Annotated in this window: 16 protein-coding genes and 1 other RNA gene; 6 read left to right on the plus strand and 11 right to left on the minus strand. The window is 41.5% G+C overall.

Annotation, left to right across the window (positions count from 1 at the left end; genetic code table 11):
- The first annotated feature begins 443 nt into the window (after positions 1-443).
- Both smpB and ssrA read left to right on the plus strand, forming a co-directional pair.
- Positions 444-890, plus strand: coding sequence for an SsrA-binding protein SmpB (smpB, locus tag NTU69_12375; protein ID MCX5804302.1), 447 nt, complete (start codon positions 444-446; stop codon positions 888-890).
- Between the two features lies 1 nt (position 891).
- Positions 892-1,243, plus strand: a transfer-messenger RNA (tmRNA) gene (ssrA, locus tag NTU69_12380).
- A gap of 20 nt (positions 1,244-1,263) precedes the next feature.
- Here ssrA and NTU69_12385 read toward each other — a convergent pair.
- From NTU69_12385 to NTU69_12435, 11 genes are all read right to left on the minus strand, one after another.
- The gene (locus NTU69_12385) at positions 1,264-2,436 is read right to left on the minus strand and encodes a tyrosine-type recombinase/integrase (GenBank protein ID MCX5804303.1); all 1,173 of its coding nucleotides are present in this window, start codon (positions 2,434-2,436) and stop codon (positions 1,264-1,266) included.
- A gap of 68 nt (positions 2,437-2,504) precedes the next feature.
- A complete protein-coding gene (locus NTU69_12390; protein MCX5804304.1) occupies positions 2,505-3,344 on the minus strand; it encodes a replication protein in 840 nt (279 codons plus the stop codon).
- A 2-nt stretch (positions 3,345-3,346) separates the two neighbouring features.
- Complete coding sequence (locus NTU69_12395; GenBank protein MCX5804305.1) at positions 3,347-3,568, minus strand: hypothetical protein; 222 nt, start codon at positions 3,566-3,568, stop codon at positions 3,347-3,349.
- 63 nt (positions 3,569-3,631) lie between these two features.
- Entirely contained in the window at positions 3,632-4,138 is a 507-nt protein-coding gene (locus NTU69_12400) for a MerR family transcriptional regulator (protein ID MCX5804306.1), read from the minus strand.
- A 501-nt stretch (positions 4,139-4,639) separates the two neighbouring features.
- Complete coding sequence (locus NTU69_12405; GenBank protein ID MCX5804307.1) at positions 4,640-4,855, minus strand: hypothetical protein; 216 nt, start codon at positions 4,853-4,855, stop codon at positions 4,640-4,642.
- A 465-nt stretch (positions 4,856-5,320) separates the two neighbouring features.
- Positions 5,321-5,680 (minus strand): hypothetical protein, encoded by a 360-nt coding sequence (locus tag NTU69_12410; protein MCX5804308.1) that lies wholly within the window; start codon positions 5,678-5,680, stop codon positions 5,321-5,323.
- Between the two features lie 54 nt (positions 5,681-5,734).
- Complete coding sequence (locus tag NTU69_12415; protein ID MCX5804309.1) at positions 5,735-7,030, minus strand: phage major capsid protein; 1,296 nt, start codon at positions 7,028-7,030, stop codon at positions 5,735-5,737.
- A 752-nt stretch (positions 7,031-7,782) separates the two neighbouring features.
- Entirely contained in the window at positions 7,783-8,034 is a 252-nt protein-coding gene (locus tag NTU69_12420) for a hypothetical protein (GenBank protein ID MCX5804310.1), read from the minus strand.
- Positions 8,035-8,205: 171 nt separating this feature from the next.
- On the minus strand, positions 8,206-9,375 hold the full coding sequence (locus tag NTU69_12425) for a tyrosine-type recombinase/integrase (GenBank protein MCX5804311.1): 1,170 nt from the start codon (positions 9,373-9,375) through the stop codon (positions 8,206-8,208).
- 49 nt (positions 9,376-9,424) lie between these two features.
- Positions 9,425-9,937 carry a DUF3102 domain-containing protein gene (locus NTU69_12430; protein ID MCX5804312.1) on the minus strand — a complete coding sequence of 171 codons (513 nt, stop codon included), beginning with the start codon at positions 9,935-9,937 and terminating at the stop codon, positions 9,425-9,427.
- Between the two features lies 1 nt (position 9,938).
- Complete coding sequence (locus NTU69_12435; protein MCX5804313.1) at positions 9,939-10,166, minus strand: hypothetical protein; 228 nt, start codon at positions 10,164-10,166, stop codon at positions 9,939-9,941.
- A 995-nt stretch (positions 10,167-11,161) separates the two neighbouring features.
- Here NTU69_12435 and NTU69_12440 point away from each other — a divergent pair.
- From NTU69_12440 to NTU69_12455, 4 genes are all read left to right on the plus strand, one after another.
- Positions 11,162-11,521 (plus strand): four helix bundle protein, encoded by a 360-nt coding sequence (locus NTU69_12440; GenBank protein ID MCX5804314.1) that lies wholly within the window; start codon positions 11,162-11,164, stop codon positions 11,519-11,521.
- Positions 11,522-11,722: 201 nt separating this feature from the next.
- Positions 11,723-13,114 (plus strand): ATP-binding protein, encoded by a 1,392-nt coding sequence (locus NTU69_12445; GenBank protein MCX5804315.1) that lies wholly within the window; start codon positions 11,723-11,725, stop codon positions 13,112-13,114.
- Positions 13,115-13,231: 117 nt separating this feature from the next.
- A complete protein-coding gene (locus tag NTU69_12450) occupies positions 13,232-13,594 on the plus strand; it encodes a four helix bundle protein (GenBank protein ID MCX5804316.1) in 363 nt (120 codons plus the stop codon).
- Between the two features lie 57 nt (positions 13,595-13,651).
- Positions 13,652-15,739, plus strand: a 2,088-nt coding sequence (locus NTU69_12455) for a PAS domain S-box protein (protein ID MCX5804317.1), incomplete at its 3' end; no start/stop codon positions are given.

Here is a 15,739-nt window from a genome sequence, read left to right on the forward strand (position 1 = left end):
CCTTTTTCTTGAACCCTTACAGTCAATTAAACCCCCAAAAAACTCAAAGATAATTCTTAACATGTTTATCTTTCCCTTGTCAATTCTTATAGTTAAACTCTTTGCAATTCAGACACTGGACTCAAGACTTTAGACATCAGACTTTTCTATGGGTGTCTAAATATCCCAATTCCTACTATATTTGCTGGTACTGATACAGTAGCTCTTCTCATCTAAGAAGACTTATGACTTTAGACCTTAGACTTTGGACTTTATTCTCATAAATCTAATGTCTATTGCCTTATGTCTATGGTCTAACAATTTGTGTAATCTCTACCCATTCCCTTCTGTTGTCTGAAGTCTATAGTCTAATGTCTATTGCCTTATGTCTATGGTCTACTGTCTGAATCGCAGTAAAACAATATGGGCTAACAATCTGGTGAAAAATGTGTTATATTAATAATATGAAAACAATATGTACGAATAGAAAGGCGTACCATGACTATCATATTGAAGAAACCTTTGAGGCTGGTATTGCACTTTCGGGAACAGAGGTCAAGGCATTAAGGGAAGGCAGGGCAAACCTGAAAGACAGCTACGCAAGGATAAGGGACGGGGAACTCTTTCTCGAGAATGCCCATATTAGCCCTTATTCCTGCGGGAATATATACAACCATGAACCAAAAAGGACAAGAAAACTGCTGATGCATAAAAGGGAAATCTACAAGCTTTACGGGAAGGTAAATGAAAAGGGATATACCCTTGTACCAATATCCATGTACTTTAACGATAAAAACAGGGCAAAGATGGAGCTTGCCCTTGCCAAAGGTAAAACCCGTTTTGATAAGAGGGAAGCCATAAAGAAGAAGGATGAAAAAAGGATAGCAGAACGGGAGTTAAGATCAAGATGAAGGGGGCGATAGGTTTCGACAGGGAAGTTAGGGTCAGAGAGGCATGCCGGGTTCCTACCCACCCGAAAAAAGGTAGAAATAAACATAACTGCAGACTCTCACGAGTACGCACTGGCTGCTTAATGCAGCCACATCATCTGGGCTTTCCTCCTGTTTCAAGTCCAGAATGGTGTAATACAAGCAGGATAGTCTTTCTGGACACCTATACAGAAAGGCAAAAACTTATAGGCGTGGGTGCTGGAAAACCTGTCAGAGGGTGCTCCTTCACCCGAGAAAAAAACACTGACTAAGCATGTAGTCTCTTTGCAATTCTTCTTCTTTGGACGCGGGTTCGATTCCCGCCGCCTCCACCATATATTATTAATGATATTGGTTAGTTGCAAGTTTCAACCTCATCAGAAACTGGTTCTATTCTGGTTCTATTTGCCAGGGATATCACCTTTCGATTATTGACAGCACCCTCTAGTTTGTCCATTTTGAGATGGAGATATTTCACCGTGGTTCTGATATCAGAATGACCCATGAGTTCTTTCACCAGTGTTACATCATTATTTTGTATTAACTGTGATCCAAAACTATGTCGGGTCCCTTCATACAGGCAAACATCCAGGGCACTGTACTTGTGCCATTGATACCACAATGTTTTTGGTAATATTCCTTTGCCTGTTCTTTGGTTTATGAAAAGGAACTGCCTTGGTAATTTATCTTTCATGTGTTTTACGACGATCTCGTAGGCCCTATTCGATAGAGGTATTATCCGCTTCTTATTCTGTTTAGTGCTTTCCTTGATTGTGTTCCCTCGCACATAGGTTCTCTCCACCAACGCCGTCCTGTTGTCCGGGTCTATATGTTTGCATAGTAAAGCACAGGCTTCCCCTGGTCTGAGTCCTGTCTCAAAGAGAAACTCGATAGCATCACGATATGCCTCTGGAATCAACGCCAGTGCATTATCCTGAAGTTTAAACTCTATAGCACGCCTTTGTACGCTATCATCACCTTTGACCTCTGGGAATGAGGGACAGGCGCTTATAGTGCCTCTTTCGACGAGCCAGTTAAAAAAGTTATGGAGGGCATTTAATATGTTTTTCCTGGTCTTGATCTTTACAGAAGAGAGGGCGTCTTTTAAGGAAACTATGTGCTCCCTCTTAACCTTGTTTACGTCATGTTCATAAAGCATGGGAAAATGGTTCTTTACATATCCACGGTATGAGTCCACGGTCCCGGGAGACAACTCACCGAAACTTTCCATTTGTTCCTTCTCCTGTAACCATCTGTGGATCTGTACCTCAAACTTACTCTCTTTGATCTTTGCATCTGTCCAGGACACAGGGTCAAATATGCCCTTTTTAATATCCAGCGCTATCTCCGTTAAGGTATCCACCGCTCTCTTATATGTGTAGAGATACCCCTGGTTGTCTCTCCGATATTCATAATTTTTGCCTTTCCAGTAGAGTTTTATAATACAGTGTGGATTTCCTTCTGGAGTACATAGGCATACTCCATTCATCTTTTTGCGACACTTATTGCAAAGAATAAGTCCCCTCATAATCACACCCCCTGCTTTTAATAGCTCCTGGGGTATTGTAAATGAGTGATCATATCGTGTCAACGGAATCATGTTTTATTATGTATTCCTGTCATTCCCTTTCCTATACCTTCAATAAGAGCATGTATTTTTTCCATTCCCTCAGGAGTGGTATCTTCATGTTCCCAATATTTTTTTTCTTCATGGGAAATGGACGGGGGAGTATCGAATTTACTTTCCCTTTCCTTTTGTTCTGCCTCTAACCAGTCTCTCCAATAATCTTTTTTAAGGAAATTGATGGGATCGCGGGTATAACCTTCTTTAATCTTTTCACTTTGGCTATAATTATCTACTGCCTTTAATAAAGGTTCCCATTCTATGAATTTAAGAGACTTGAGATATTTAAGACATTCTAATTTACCGACTACCTTTCCATTTCGAGCAGGGTATTTCTTCCAGAAGTTTTCAAATAACTCTAAGGAGAACACATATCTTTCTTTTGTAAGAGTGTCTTTTGTAAGAGTGTCTTTTGTGGTTAATGTTTTCCTTAACGGTGATGATCGTAAAACCTTAACGGTGTCATTCGTAAAACCTTTACGGTATCGTTTTTCCTTAACGGTTATCCATTGCTCATAATCCTTGTTAAACCTATACATTTTGGTTAGACCGTTAATGTTTTCCTTAACGGTTAATATTTTCCTTAACTGTAAGGAGTTGACAACCTGGGAAGCCCTAATCTTCTTTATATTCATAGCTTTACAGAATTGTGAGAGGGAGATATAATCATCTTTTTTGTTAAATCCATAGGTCTTTCTAATAACAAACATAGCGGCTCTTAATTCTTGACCGGATATATTGATGCTTATAAGTTTATCGAATAATTCGTTCGATAGGCTTGTATACCCATTTTCTTTTTGTGGACTTGCCATATCTATTTGCCTTTACTTGCCTCAGGGAACAACCTCTCGATATCCTTGACGTTCAGGACCCTCGCCCAGTGTTTTTTCTGCTCATCGGTGAGGACCTTATGCCCGAGTACAACGCTTGATATAGTTGATTCCCGCTCCCCCACTGCTGCAGCAAATAAAAATTGATTTCCATACTTTCTCACTATTGCCGCTTTTAATTCTTTGTTCATCGTCTTGGATCTCATGTGTTACCTCCTATAGTAAAACTTGGATTCAAATTTATGTATCACCTCATTAAAAAAATATATTTATAACTTCAACTTATTAAAAATCTTATTCAAGTTTATAACGATCTTAAAAGGTCTATCGACAAGTAATGTAATTTTTGTTGATCCAGTATAAACCTGAAGAAAAACTTCAGAGTCATAATTTTTAGCATCTGGGCTAAGGACATGCTCTTCGGGGCTCTGAGGTATCGAAATAACCATCATAGTCGGTTTTTTTGTAAGTGTACCGTCCACCCAGATATGAGGTTCATGGAATTTTTTAATTTCTGGGGCATTTGAGAAATCAAGGGTTTCTGTATGTAATGCCAGAATAATCGCCCTGATCCGTGTTAATGAAAGCCCCAGGGAATTAAGCTCCTCTACTACGGATAAATAAAAAAGATGTTTAAGGGAATATTTACGAGCGGTTCCCCGGCCAACAGGAGTGTATAAACCGGGAAGTACAAATTGCTCTGTATAAAATAGAACTCGTCGATCTGGTAATCCGGTAATTTCAGCAGCTTCTTTTCTGGTCCAACTGTTTTTCATAATACTAAAATAAGAATACAAAGTCATGAATTAAAAGTCAAGCAAATAATAAAAAATATTTTCTACTACCTAAAAATACCCCTGATCCTGAATTTTGCACCTAATTTCAAAAGTAGGAGTATCCCCTGGGATACTTTCTATATATTAATACCCTCTACGTTGCCTCTACAATGAAAAACACCATCAAAGAGGGGTAACAGTAGGGGGGTATACCTATGTCTAAAATCACTACACATCCATGCATCAAAAAAAAGGTATTTGAGGACAAGATGTGACATGCCTTCTATGAAGTCGGAAAAGCCCTTATGAAAATCAGACTCTCCGCCCTCTTACTAAAATCAAAGACCCCGATCAACAACGTGAAGTCTATCAGAAGGCTGTCGAGACCGCACCGGAAGGTAAGGTGACGGCAAGGGAAAATGAGGACATACCAACAAGAACCGCCGTTATCAATCAGATTAGATATGAGGAAGAATAGTTTCAAAGGTTCCCATTTCCATATCATTGTTTCTTTATTTCAGGAACGTCAACGAGCAAATTAAGTGATTGAGCCTTTGCTGAACCCTCTATGAACCTTTCTAACAAACCCTTTACAGTATCGTTCTCATAAATGGCTTTGACTTTAAACGCCTTCCAAACTTCTTTGTCTATATATAATTTTATATAGATGGAAATGTTTTTATAAGGTTTAATTCTTTTTACTTTTATGGTTTTCATTGGGTATCACCTCCTTTATAATGTTTCACAGTAAACACCTATTAATAGTTATACTACTATGAAGAGTATTGAGATGTCAAGGATTATTTTGAATATCATAAATAGGGTCCTGAGTAGTAAGATCATCCTATTTAAAATATTAATACCCTCTACGTGGGCCTCAGAATGAAAAATAGGATGAAAGAGGCATCTTAGTACCCCTGGGTAGTCTATATCAAAACGGTAAGCATCACTATAGGAAAAAATGGGATTATGGGATATATCAGGACACTATAAAAGGAGGCCGAGGCCACTGTACGAATGACCTCGGACTTTTGTATCGGTTCACGAAGGAGTAACCTCGCACCGATTGCCGACAGTTGTTTTAAAATGGGTCACAAGTCGGCTGGACCTATCGACGCTTACCGTCTTTACCGGTCGCCCGTCGCCGGCGTCACAATACGTCAGAGAAGATATTGACGTAACTTATTCTATTTCAACCCGTCCCCAAGCAAATATTGTGAGGGCCGTATTTGAGCTACTATCGACCACTAACGCCGTCCCCACTGCCAAGACCATCCCTGAGGGAAAGTCCCATTGAAGGGAAGTGTTCACCCCCATTGAAATCGGGCCAATCAGTGCCTTTTTGACTGCCCCAGCGTTTTCATCTTCACCTATGGTGATGCTCTGAGCGCCAGCCCCGTTGTTTATGCTAAAATGATAGACAATTATTGACTTGCCTGGTACTGCCGCCATAAATTCTTCACATCCTGAAGCGTCTGCACAAGTTCCATTACGTATCCAGCCGAATTTTCCAGGTTGCATATCTGTATTTACAAACGCCATAATTTTTACCTCCTGAGAAAGCCGAAGGGATCTCTCCCTTCGACTATTATTTATTTAAACCAATCGATCCGCCAAAACAACGAATGGGGAAACCGTTGTCCCGCCATCGGCAAGCGTTAAAGCCTCATTCCATAAGGGCTGGCCGTCGTGCCTCTCGATGATTCTGCTAAGGAGCTCATCCGTCTCAAAATGAACATGTATACTCGTGTCAAATCTCATCTCGTTGCGTAAACCTATGCAGTACTGGCTTAAATCAGCCAGTAAAATGTCGCCCTGGGTTCCAAGTGTTTCAGTTTTCTCCGTGAACAAAACTGGTCTTGTTAGCATTGTGAATTTTCCATTCGTTTCGCTCATCACGGGGATTGCCGCACCGCCAAGGCCAACGCTCAGCGATAAAGACAGAAGTTGGGGTATACAGGTTTGGTGACATATCCAGATGCTATTTTTAAAACTTCCCGCGAAGATACGAGACATCATTTTAATTATATTCTCGTAAATAATTGTTTCTTTTTTCTGTCCGGTCTCTTTCGGCACAGTGACCAGGCATGGAGCTTTCAAGATGCCAAGAGGTTCACCAGCGCCTGTACCTTTAAGGAAATAGAGGTCACGATACCAGGATAACCCTTTCCCGCAGATTTGAACGATCTGGTCGAATCCACCAGGGACATCTGCGCTCAATTCAGAGCTGAACCTCAACATTCCTGTCAACTTCTTGGCCGTGAGGGTCATATTCCTTGTCTTCGGACTATGTTCGTCGATGCTTCCCGTTTCGCTCGTATAGCTTGCAGTAAAGCCGCCCATCAAAGCTGAGGCGTGCGACCCTATTGCCATAGCAGGGATTTTAATTTCATTGGATACCATGCCCTGTAAGAATGCACCCGGGGACACGATTTCGTTTTCAAGACTGACTTGATGGATCTGTGCCGCTGTCTGACTGGGAATTAAGAACCCGCCGTCCGCTGGGACAGTCTCAGTCATGCTTCTCAAGGTCAGGCCCGGATGGTGTCTTCCGCTGAAAACGGCACTAAAAAAGTTACAATCCTTATCTGGCCAGACATACCCGCCCTGGCTTCCGAACACGCTGTTCCAATCTTTCGCCTGTCCCGGCGATCTTAATTCATAACCATTACCTGAACCGATACTGTGATTATAATCGTGCAAAGAATTTTCCAAAGTTAAAGGCTTGCCCGGTAACTCCTTTAGCCTTCTTACCTCAGCTATCATCTGGTTATAAATATCCAACTGCACGCTATTAAGTTTCAACTTGCTCCACTCTGCAATCTTTTTTTCGAGGACAGCGATGCCCTCCTGGATTCTTTCATAATCATTATCCATAATATGAACCTCCAAATATTCAATTTTTGTTTTAATTTATTCGTGGCGAGTGGTTTACAGACCGGCTAACCAACGCTTGAGGGGATTCCCGCGGCTCTCAAGTACTTTGCAAGGTGGCGAGAGAGTGTGGCTGCTGCCCCGTATTGCTATGTCTATATATAAATATATACCAATTATCAAATTTGTCAATAAAAATCTTCAAGGTCAAGCTCCTTAAGATCCTTAAAACCAGGGTTGTTTTTTATAAAAGATTGCCATCGCTTCTGAGCCCCACGCTTCTTCTTCGCCCGGCGCTTGCAATGAGGACTACAATATATTTTGTTGCGCCTTCCTTTGAATTCAATTTTACAGATTGGACAAATCATAAAAAGGGACTCCCCGAAAATCTCCAATAGTGAAAAACTCGTGCATGACTACCATCCTGGTTTTTCCCGCTCAATCTGTGGAGATTTGACCCGCCCTCCATACCCTTATTATCATTATCTTTCTTGCACATGTATGTTTAATAGCTTATCAATAAATATCTGCCACATCCCACACAACCATGCTGTCATCCAATGTCTATGTTCGTGGTGCTTATAATCAGAACATGTCCAGCAAAGCCTGATTTTCCTTTTCTTCATTGCTCTTTCCTTCTCTCATATAAGGTCAACTTGTTTATGTTCTTCATATGTAATAAACAGTACCGTTCCTTCCCGAGTGTTCTTCGCTTGCAACCTGGGATCGTACAAAGTCTTTCATGTCTTCTTCTTAATGTCTTGTTCATATCATGCCGTCCCTATTTTCGTCCCGGGTATTATTCCAAGACCATCTTCCTTTTTCAAACTGTTGAGATATAGGGTCTGTTTAATACTAAGTGTTAATAGCCTCGCAAATATCTCTTTAAGTGCGACCTGTACTTCAAGTGTATCTTTTGATAATGCCTCGCCCTCGCTGGTGAACATATTTATTACTTCTTCATGCCCCAAGAGTTCTTCAAGATATTGCAGCCTTTCTTCTAACTGTTGTATTGTTTTCATTGCTTTGCCCCCTTAATTGATTCACATTTGGTACTAATACATGATTATTCTTTATTAAACGGTCTATGTAGTACAATAACTGGGTGGTTCTATTCTGGTTCTTTTGGTGTTGTAGAACGTTTACTGGTGTAGAGTTGAGCGGGTTCGATTCCCGCCGCCTCCACCATATAACTACTTGAAATCATTGACTACACCCCCCTCAAAACTCGTTTCTATTTCGTTTCCTTTTTGAGGTTTCTCAACTGTTCTGAGGTTCACCACTTTTGACATCTTTGACATTCTCATGTGCAGGTATTTTTCTGTTGTTCTTATATCTGAATGTCCCATCAATTCCTTTACAATACTTATATCGTTATCCTGAATCAATTGTGTTGCAAAGCTGTGTCTTGTGCCTGAATATAGGTCAATATCAAGTCCTGAGTGTATTGTCCATTGGTACCATAACGCTTTTGGATAATATCCCCGCCCTGTCCTTGAATTGATAAAAAGAAATTGCTTCGGTAGTTTTCCTTTAATATTCTTTTCTGCTATCTGCAAGGCTCTATCAGATAGTGGAATGATACGTTTACGCTTTTGTTTCGTGGTCTCTCTAATAGTATTCCCTGATACATAGGTTCTCTCTATCCGCGCAATGCCCTGTCTCACGTCAATATGTTCAACCAATAAGGCGCACACCTCTCCAGGTCTCAGTCCTGTCTCCATCAGAAACTCTATCGGGTCCCGGTGATTTTCTGGTATTCTCTTTAATACTTCGGTCTGCAACTGACAGTCAATGGCTGTTCGTGCCTTTGCGTTGTCTCCAGTAATGTGAGGGAATATAGGCATATTTTTGATGGTGCCTCGTTCTTTTAACCAATAAAAGAAGTTCCTGAGGGCATTCATAATATTTTTTCTTGTCTTTATAGATACGCCGGATAATGTGTCCTTGAGGCTCGACAACTGCTCGAGGCTGATTTCTCTCACATCGTAGGCATTGAGTATAGGATAATGGTTTAACACATAGCCTCGGTATGATCTCACCGTACCAGGGGATAGTTCTTGTGCCTGCTCTCTCGTCTCTTTCTCATTCAACCATTGCTCAATCTGTACTTCAAACTTCCTTTCTTTTATCTTTTCATCCGTAAAATCAACAGGAATAAATACACCTTTCTTTATGGCGTTACCTATCTCTATGAGCTTATCAACTGCCCTGTCATATACGAGTACATATCCCTGGTCATCACGGCGGTAATGGTAATGTTTCCCATGCCAATAAACAACAACTATACATTTTGAATTCCCACAACTACAAACTTTATTCATTTTTTTACGGCACTTATTACATAGAATGACACCTGTCATAATTACACCTCCTGCTTTTAATAACTCTTGCGGAAGTGTAACTGAATGGTTATATGGTGTCAAAGGATTCATGTTTTACTTGTTTCCCTTCATCTTCTGATACTCTTCGATCTTTCAGTGTTTCCCATTCAGTTCCTAATGCAACCAACTTTTTATTTAACACGGCGTATTTTTCATCCCACTCCACTATGTTCAAGGCTTCGTCAAGATTTATTCCTTCTCCGATATACTTCTGTAGCCCCGCCTTAAAAAGTTCTTCCTGCTCTGCCTCTTTTGGTACCGATAACATCCGGTACGCACCTGTCAAAACGGAAACACTTTCCGTTTTCAACTGTTCTCTGTTCTCGAATACTTTCATGTAATTTCGTGCCGTCCTGTCGGTAAAAAGCAGGTTCGCTTTAATCCATAACGTGAAAGCGCCATGGGGCAACCTATCTTTTTGCTCTTTGAGCAGTTCCCCGATTCGGATTGCATCCCCCAGGGTGCTTTTAATTGACAACATAATTTTCTGGTGAAGCTCTACTATTTCCACAATCACGCTTGATTCAATTAATTCATTCATTTTATTCCCCTGTTTGAAAACGTTTTCGCCGGTAGTCTGGCAATCGCACATTTTCATATTGTATAACCTTTTCAGCAATCCGGACATATTCGTTGAGAATGTCCTTCCTTTCATCCCTGGTAAGTTTCCGTGCATATCCCTGGTCAATTAATAGCTGTGCATTCTGAGTCCGAAACATCTCACCAGGTTTAAGAATTTCGCCTTGTACCCTGATATTTTTAATGGTCATCAAAAGTTCCATCTTTATTATGGTAATAGGGTTTTATGTCTTGTGGTAGTCCTTCGATCATCACATCCATATATATAAAATGCATTTACCTTGGCATTTTTTTAGCGAAATATCAGAATAGAATAATCATGGTACTGGCACAAAATTGTGGCGAATTGCTATTGTTTAAATGCCTTGCCTTAAAAGCACTCGTTAGCCTCGGGTTTTAAACCATAAATCCGGCAAAGGGAGCAGATACATGAGGGCGCATGTGCCTTTCAGGCTTGTGGCGACATCGCCTATGATGTGTAAGTCGGAGGCAATGAGATTGGAATATTTCGTAAAGCGTGCGCAGAAGAAAGATAAAATAAAAATGGTCAGTTTGATTTGCCTGCGATAAAAGCCTAAAATGTTAAATAAGTGAACAATAGCACAGCTTAACGATAACTTCTTGTAAGACAGCATTTGTCATTATTGCCTAACATACAACGTTTCAACCCGTACTCAATAATATGTCATTTAAGAATTAAAAGTGCACACCTCGATTGCGGTAATCTAAAACCAAAAAGGGGGTTTTAGACTATGACGCAGCTACACAAAAAATTCACTGATACCCAGGTCAAAGAACTTATACGGCGTTACCTGAGGTTAGGTTAGGTTCTGGTGTAATGATAGCCTTATTGATGTCCAAAAGGTGAGGAATAGCGATTTGAAGGCTGTGCACTTTTAAATTTTAGCTAACATCATATCTGAAAACAGTAGGTAGTATGTAGTAGGTAGTATGCATTTTCCCCTGATATTTATAATTCTCTAAGCGAAATAGAACTGAAATAGTTTTCCAAAAAAATAGGTGGAGTGTTTTTTATAATTGACATATAATTATGTTTATATGGCATTCAAAAGTGAAGCGTTATGCGTGAAGCGTGGAAACCAGTGAAGCGTTATGCGTGAAGCGTTAAAAGACGAGATACGCTTCACGAGATACGAGTAACGGGGTTTAAGATACGGATTTTAAAATGAAAATAGAAAACTTTAGAGATTTGGACATTTGGAAATTAGGAATGGAGATTGTGATTGATATCTATAAAATTACAAGTAAATTTCCTAAAGAGGAGACCTATGGTTTGACAGGACAAATGAGAAGAGCAGTTATATCCATTCCTTCTAATATAGCCGAAGGTTTCAATCGATATCATAACAAGGAATACCGTCAATTTTTATATATTGCTCTTGGTTCATGTGGGGAATTAGAAACACAAATAGAGGCAAGTTTTTCACTTCAATACATTGACCAGACAATAAAAAATAAAGTTTTAGAAAAAATTGACCATGAGTCAAGAATGTTAAGGAACCTGATAAAACGGCTTGATGCGTGAAGCGGGGCTCGTGAAGCGTGAAGCGTCATTCGTGAAGCGTGGAAACCAGTGAAGCGTTATTCGTGAAGCGTTAAAAAACGAGATACGCTTCACGAGTTACGAGATACGGGTTTTAAGTTACGAGATACGGTTATATTGTTGGTGAAAAATTATATACTCTAAAGTATAATACTCAAAAGTATATAAAAAACACCGAGGGGAATGTTCATCAACAGGGAAAAAGAGCTTTCCTTTCTTGAAAACAAATGGAATGAGCAACAAGCCCAAATGATTGTATTGTGGGGGAAGCGAAGGGTTGGGAAAACAGAGCTTGTAAAACAGTTTATCAGAGAGAAACCACATATCTATTTCCTTGCTGAAAGCACAGGGGAAAAGGAGCAGTTAAAAAGGTTTTCCCGCACCGTTGGGGAATTTTTTAACGAACCATTATTGCTCACAAGGGGTTTCGACTCCTGGGAAGAAAGTTTTCAGTATATAAAAGAGAAAGGGAAACGGCTCACCCTTGTCATTGATGAGTTTCCCTATCTTATCCTGTCCAATCGCGGCATACCAAGTCTTTTTCAAAAGGCATGGGACGAGTACTGGTCAAAAAGCCAAATTTATCTCATACTTCTCGGCTCAAGCGTAGGTATGATGGAAACAGAAGTTCTTGGATATAAAGCCCCTTTATACGGCAGGCGGACAGGGCAATGGAAACTCCAGCCGATACCATTTTCATCAATAAGCGCTTTCAGGCAAAGCAGGTCCTTTGAGGACAGACTCATGCATTACTCCGTTGCAGGCGGAATACCCGCATACTGGCTTAATTTTTCAGAAAAAAAGGATTTCTACCATAATCTTGCAGACCATGTGCTAAAGAAAGGCGAGACGCTGTATGATGAGGTTGAATTCCTGCTCCGGGAAGAACTGAGGGAGCCACGGTACTATTTTTCACTCCTGCAGGCAATGGCGCAGGGGAAAAGAAAGCTTTCAGAAATTGTGAACGCTACAGGCATTTCGCAACCTGTAGCCAATAAATATCTTGGGACGTTGATTGACCTTGACCTCATAGAGAGGGAGGTGCCGGTAACTGAAGAGAAACCTCTCAAAAGTAAAAAAGGACTGTACAAAATGAAGGATGAATTCTTTCGGTTCTGGTTCAGGTTTATATTCCCGAGAAGGGCGGAGATAGAGATGGAACAGGTTGAGAGGGTGGTGCACGGGATAAAACAGGATATGCCACAATATCTTTCCATTGTGTATGAAAAGGTTGCAAAGGATGTTCTGTGGGAATATTCCCATCTCTTTTTCCCTTTTGATAGTATAGGGAAATGGTGGGATAGAAATGATGAAATAGACCTTATCGGGCTCAACAAGGAGATGAACAAAGCCTTATTTGTCGAGGTCAAGTGGACAGAAAAACCTGTGGGAACAAATATATTGCAGGACTTGAAGGCAAAATCGGAAAAGGCAAGTATGGGGAAAAAGGAAATCACTAAACACTACGCACTCTTTTCAAAAAGGGGATTTACGGATGATGTGATTCGAATAGCAGGAAACGAGGGCATTGTGCTTTTTGAGAAAGACAAACCTGTGAAGCGAGGAAGACCGTGAAGCGGGACTCGTGAAGCGTCGAGATACGAGGAACGAGATACGAAGTACGGGCGTATGGGCGTAACGGAGTAAGGGAGTGATTTGATTGCGGATTTCGGATTGCGGAGAATAAATGATATGAATAAAGATGATATGAAACATAGGACAAAACAATTTGCACTCGATGTTATTAAATGTGTTGAGTCCCTTCCAAAAGGAAAGACAACCGATGTGCTTGGCAGACAGTTGCTACGTTCAGGGACATCAGTGGGGGCAAACTATCGCGCTGCTTGCAGGGCAAAATCTACAGCAGATTTCATTTCAAAAATGGGTATAGTTGAAGAGGAAGCAGATGAAGCAATGTATTGGATGGAATTACTGATAGACGAAGGTTTTGTAGATTTAAATTCATTGGAATCATTGATGAAAGAAGCGGACGAGATTCTCGCAATTACGGTATCATCAATCAAGAGTACCAGAATGAGGATAAAGAAGTTATGAATGACTCCGAAATCGGCAATCCGCAATCCGCAATCGGCAATCCCATGAGGGACATGCATGAAAACCTTATTTGAAGGGAAGAAATTATATGCCGTAATAATTGCGTTTCTCTTGATTATTACCTTTCTCATCAACTTTCACATCATACGCAACCACTATGAGTATGTATTCAAGAATGTAATCACTGAAAATACATTAACGGCGAATCTCCTCTCCACGCTCGTCTATGAGCATCAGAAGGCAGCTACCAGTATCCTGGAATCCTATGCACGCCGCCTGCTCTTTATCGATGCGGTGAAGAAGAAGGACTTTAACCGCGCCTTGTATCACCTGAAATCCTTAAGTGAACATCATACTGAAATCGATACCCTCTTTATAACCGACAAATATGGAACCCTCTGGGCAGACTATCGAGGAGGCAGGAAGTCCTACGGCAGGAACTTTGCCTACCGTGACTGGTATAAAGGGGTCAGCAAGAACTGGAGACCCTATATTTCTACCCTGTACCAGAGGGTGGTCCTGGAAAAGGGTCTTGCTGTTGCCTTATCCGTACCAATATTCGATAGAAAAGGCAAGGTCATCGGGATACTGGGTGGCGCCAAGCGCACCCCCTTCCTTGCCACCTTCATCAAGGCAAATATAATAGACCCCGAAAAGAGTATTACCCTCCTCGACCAGGAAGGGAACATCATATTCAGTAATACTGTTCCCTATGAGGAGAAAATAACGAAATACCCTGAAGCACGCTTACTGGAAAAGGCAGGCGCAGGAGTCATTATTGATATGGAAATTGCAGATGCAAAAGAAAAGGGGAGCATCTTCTATGTATCCATTGCACCGGTAAAGGGGATTGGCTGGTCAGTCATTGTTGGGCAGGAGAAAGATATAATCCTGAGGTCATTATACGGGTACTTCATCCGCTCCGCAGCTACTGGTCTCATCATATTCCTCTTCCTTACAGTCTCTTTGCTCTATTTCAGGAGGGAGTATAAGTACAGGAAAACAAAAGAGCTCCTCCAGGCAGAGGAGAAATACCGCAACATCTTCAATGATGCGATTCTCGGCATCTATCAAACTACCCCTGAGGGACGCTTTCTAAGTGCTAATCCTGCCCTTGCCTGGATGTATGGGTATGACACACCTGAAGAATTAATCAATAGCGTGACTGACCTTGCAACTCAGATGTACGTGAATCCTGAAGATAGAGAAATCTTTAAAGGAATCTTATCTAAGGAAGGGGTGGTGGAAAAGTTTGAGACCCGGCTTCGCAAAAAAGGTGGAGAGATAATATGGGTTTCAATCAACGCCCATACTGTAAAGGATACACAAGGCGACATATCCTGCTATCAGGGTACAATTGAAGACATCACCGAACGGAAGCGGGCAGAGGAAGAGTTGCGGAAGAGCGAAGAAAACTTCCGCCGTTCTCTTGACGGCTCCCCGTTGGGGGTGCGCATCGTGACCATAGAAGGTGAGACAGTTTATGCCAACCGGGCTATGCTAAATATTTATGGATACGACAGCATTGAGGAACTGAGAACGGCACCCGTTAAGAAGCGCTATACTCCAGAGAGCTATGCAGAGTTTCAGATACGAATGGAGAAAAGACGGCAAGGTGAGTATGACCCGTCCGAATATGAAGTAAGCATTGTGAGGAAAAATGGTGAAGTCCGCCATCTCCAGGTCTTCCGCAAGGAAATACTCTGGAACGGCGAAAGGCAATTTCAAACAATATACCAGGACATCACCGAGCGCCTGTCTGCCGAACAGGTAGGCAAGCGGGCAGAGGAGGAGCGAGAGCGCTTATTGGCTGAAATCGCAGCAAAGAACCAAGAGCTGGAATCCTTCGTCTACACCATCTCCCATGACCTGAGAGCGCCTCTTGTCTCCATGGACGGCTTCTACTCACTGCTGAAGAGAGAGTCCCAGGATCAATTGGGCGAGCAGGGTCAGCACTACCTGGAGCGCATCAGAGCCAACGTGGCGCACATGAATACCCTCGTTACCGAGTTGCTCGAGCTATCACGTATCGGGCGGGTGGTAGGGCCTGAAGAAGAGATAGACGCAGGGGCGCTGCTGAGGGAAGTTAAAGAGGGATTGGTACTCAAGCTGGAGCAGGAGGGGGTAGAGTTCATCGTGCAGCAA

Source organism: Pseudomonadota bacterium (assembly GCA_026388215.1).
Classification (GTDB): Bacteria; Desulfobacterota; Syntrophorhabdia; order Syntrophorhabdales; family Syntrophorhabdaceae; genus JAPLKF01.

Excerpts from the sequence above, each read along its gene's own strand:
- smpB (MCX5804302.1), top strand. The coding sequence starts at position 444 with ATGAAAACAATATGTACGAATAGAAAGGCGTACCATGACTATCATATT.
- NTU69_12385 (MCX5804303.1), bottom strand. The coding sequence starts at position 2,436 with ATGAGGGGACTTATTCTTTGCAATAAGTGTCGCAAAAAGATGAATGGA.
- NTU69_12390 (MCX5804304.1), bottom strand. The coding sequence starts at position 3,344 with ATGGCAAGTCCACAAAAAGAAAATGGGTATACAAGCCTATCGAACGAA.
- NTU69_12395 (MCX5804305.1), bottom strand. The coding sequence starts at position 3,568 with ATGAGATCCAAGACGATGAACAAAGAATTAAAAGCGGCAATAGTGAGA.
- NTU69_12400 (MCX5804306.1), bottom strand. The coding sequence starts at position 4,138 with ATGAAAAACAGTTGGACCAGAAAAGAAGCTGCTGAAATTACCGGATTA.
- NTU69_12405 (MCX5804307.1), bottom strand. The coding sequence starts at position 4,855 with ATGAAAACCATAAAAGTAAAAAGAATTAAACCTTATAAAAACATTTCC.
- NTU69_12410 (MCX5804308.1), bottom strand. The coding sequence starts at position 5,680 with ATGGCGTTTGTAAATACAGATATGCAACCTGGAAAATTCGGCTGGATA.
- NTU69_12420 (MCX5804310.1), bottom strand. The coding sequence starts at position 8,034 with ATGAAAACAATACAACAGTTAGAAGAAAGGCTGCAATATCTTGAAGAA.
- NTU69_12425 (MCX5804311.1), bottom strand. The coding sequence starts at position 9,375 with ATGACAGGTGTCATTCTATGTAATAAGTGCCGTAAAAAAATGAATAAA.
- NTU69_12430 (MCX5804312.1), bottom strand. The coding sequence starts at position 9,937 with ATGAATGAATTAATTGAATCAAGCGTGATTGTGGAAATAGTAGAGCTT.
- NTU69_12435 (MCX5804313.1), bottom strand. The coding sequence starts at position 10,166 with ATGACCATTAAAAATATCAGGGTACAAGGCGAAATTCTTAAACCTGGT.
- NTU69_12440 (MCX5804314.1), top strand. The coding sequence starts at position 11,162 with ATGAAAATAGAAAACTTTAGAGATTTGGACATTTGGAAATTAGGAATG.
- NTU69_12445 (MCX5804315.1), top strand. The coding sequence starts at position 11,723 with ATGTTCATCAACAGGGAAAAAGAGCTTTCCTTTCTTGAAAACAAATGG.
- NTU69_12450 (MCX5804316.1), top strand. The coding sequence starts at position 13,232 with ATGAATAAAGATGATATGAAACATAGGACAAAACAATTTGCACTCGAT.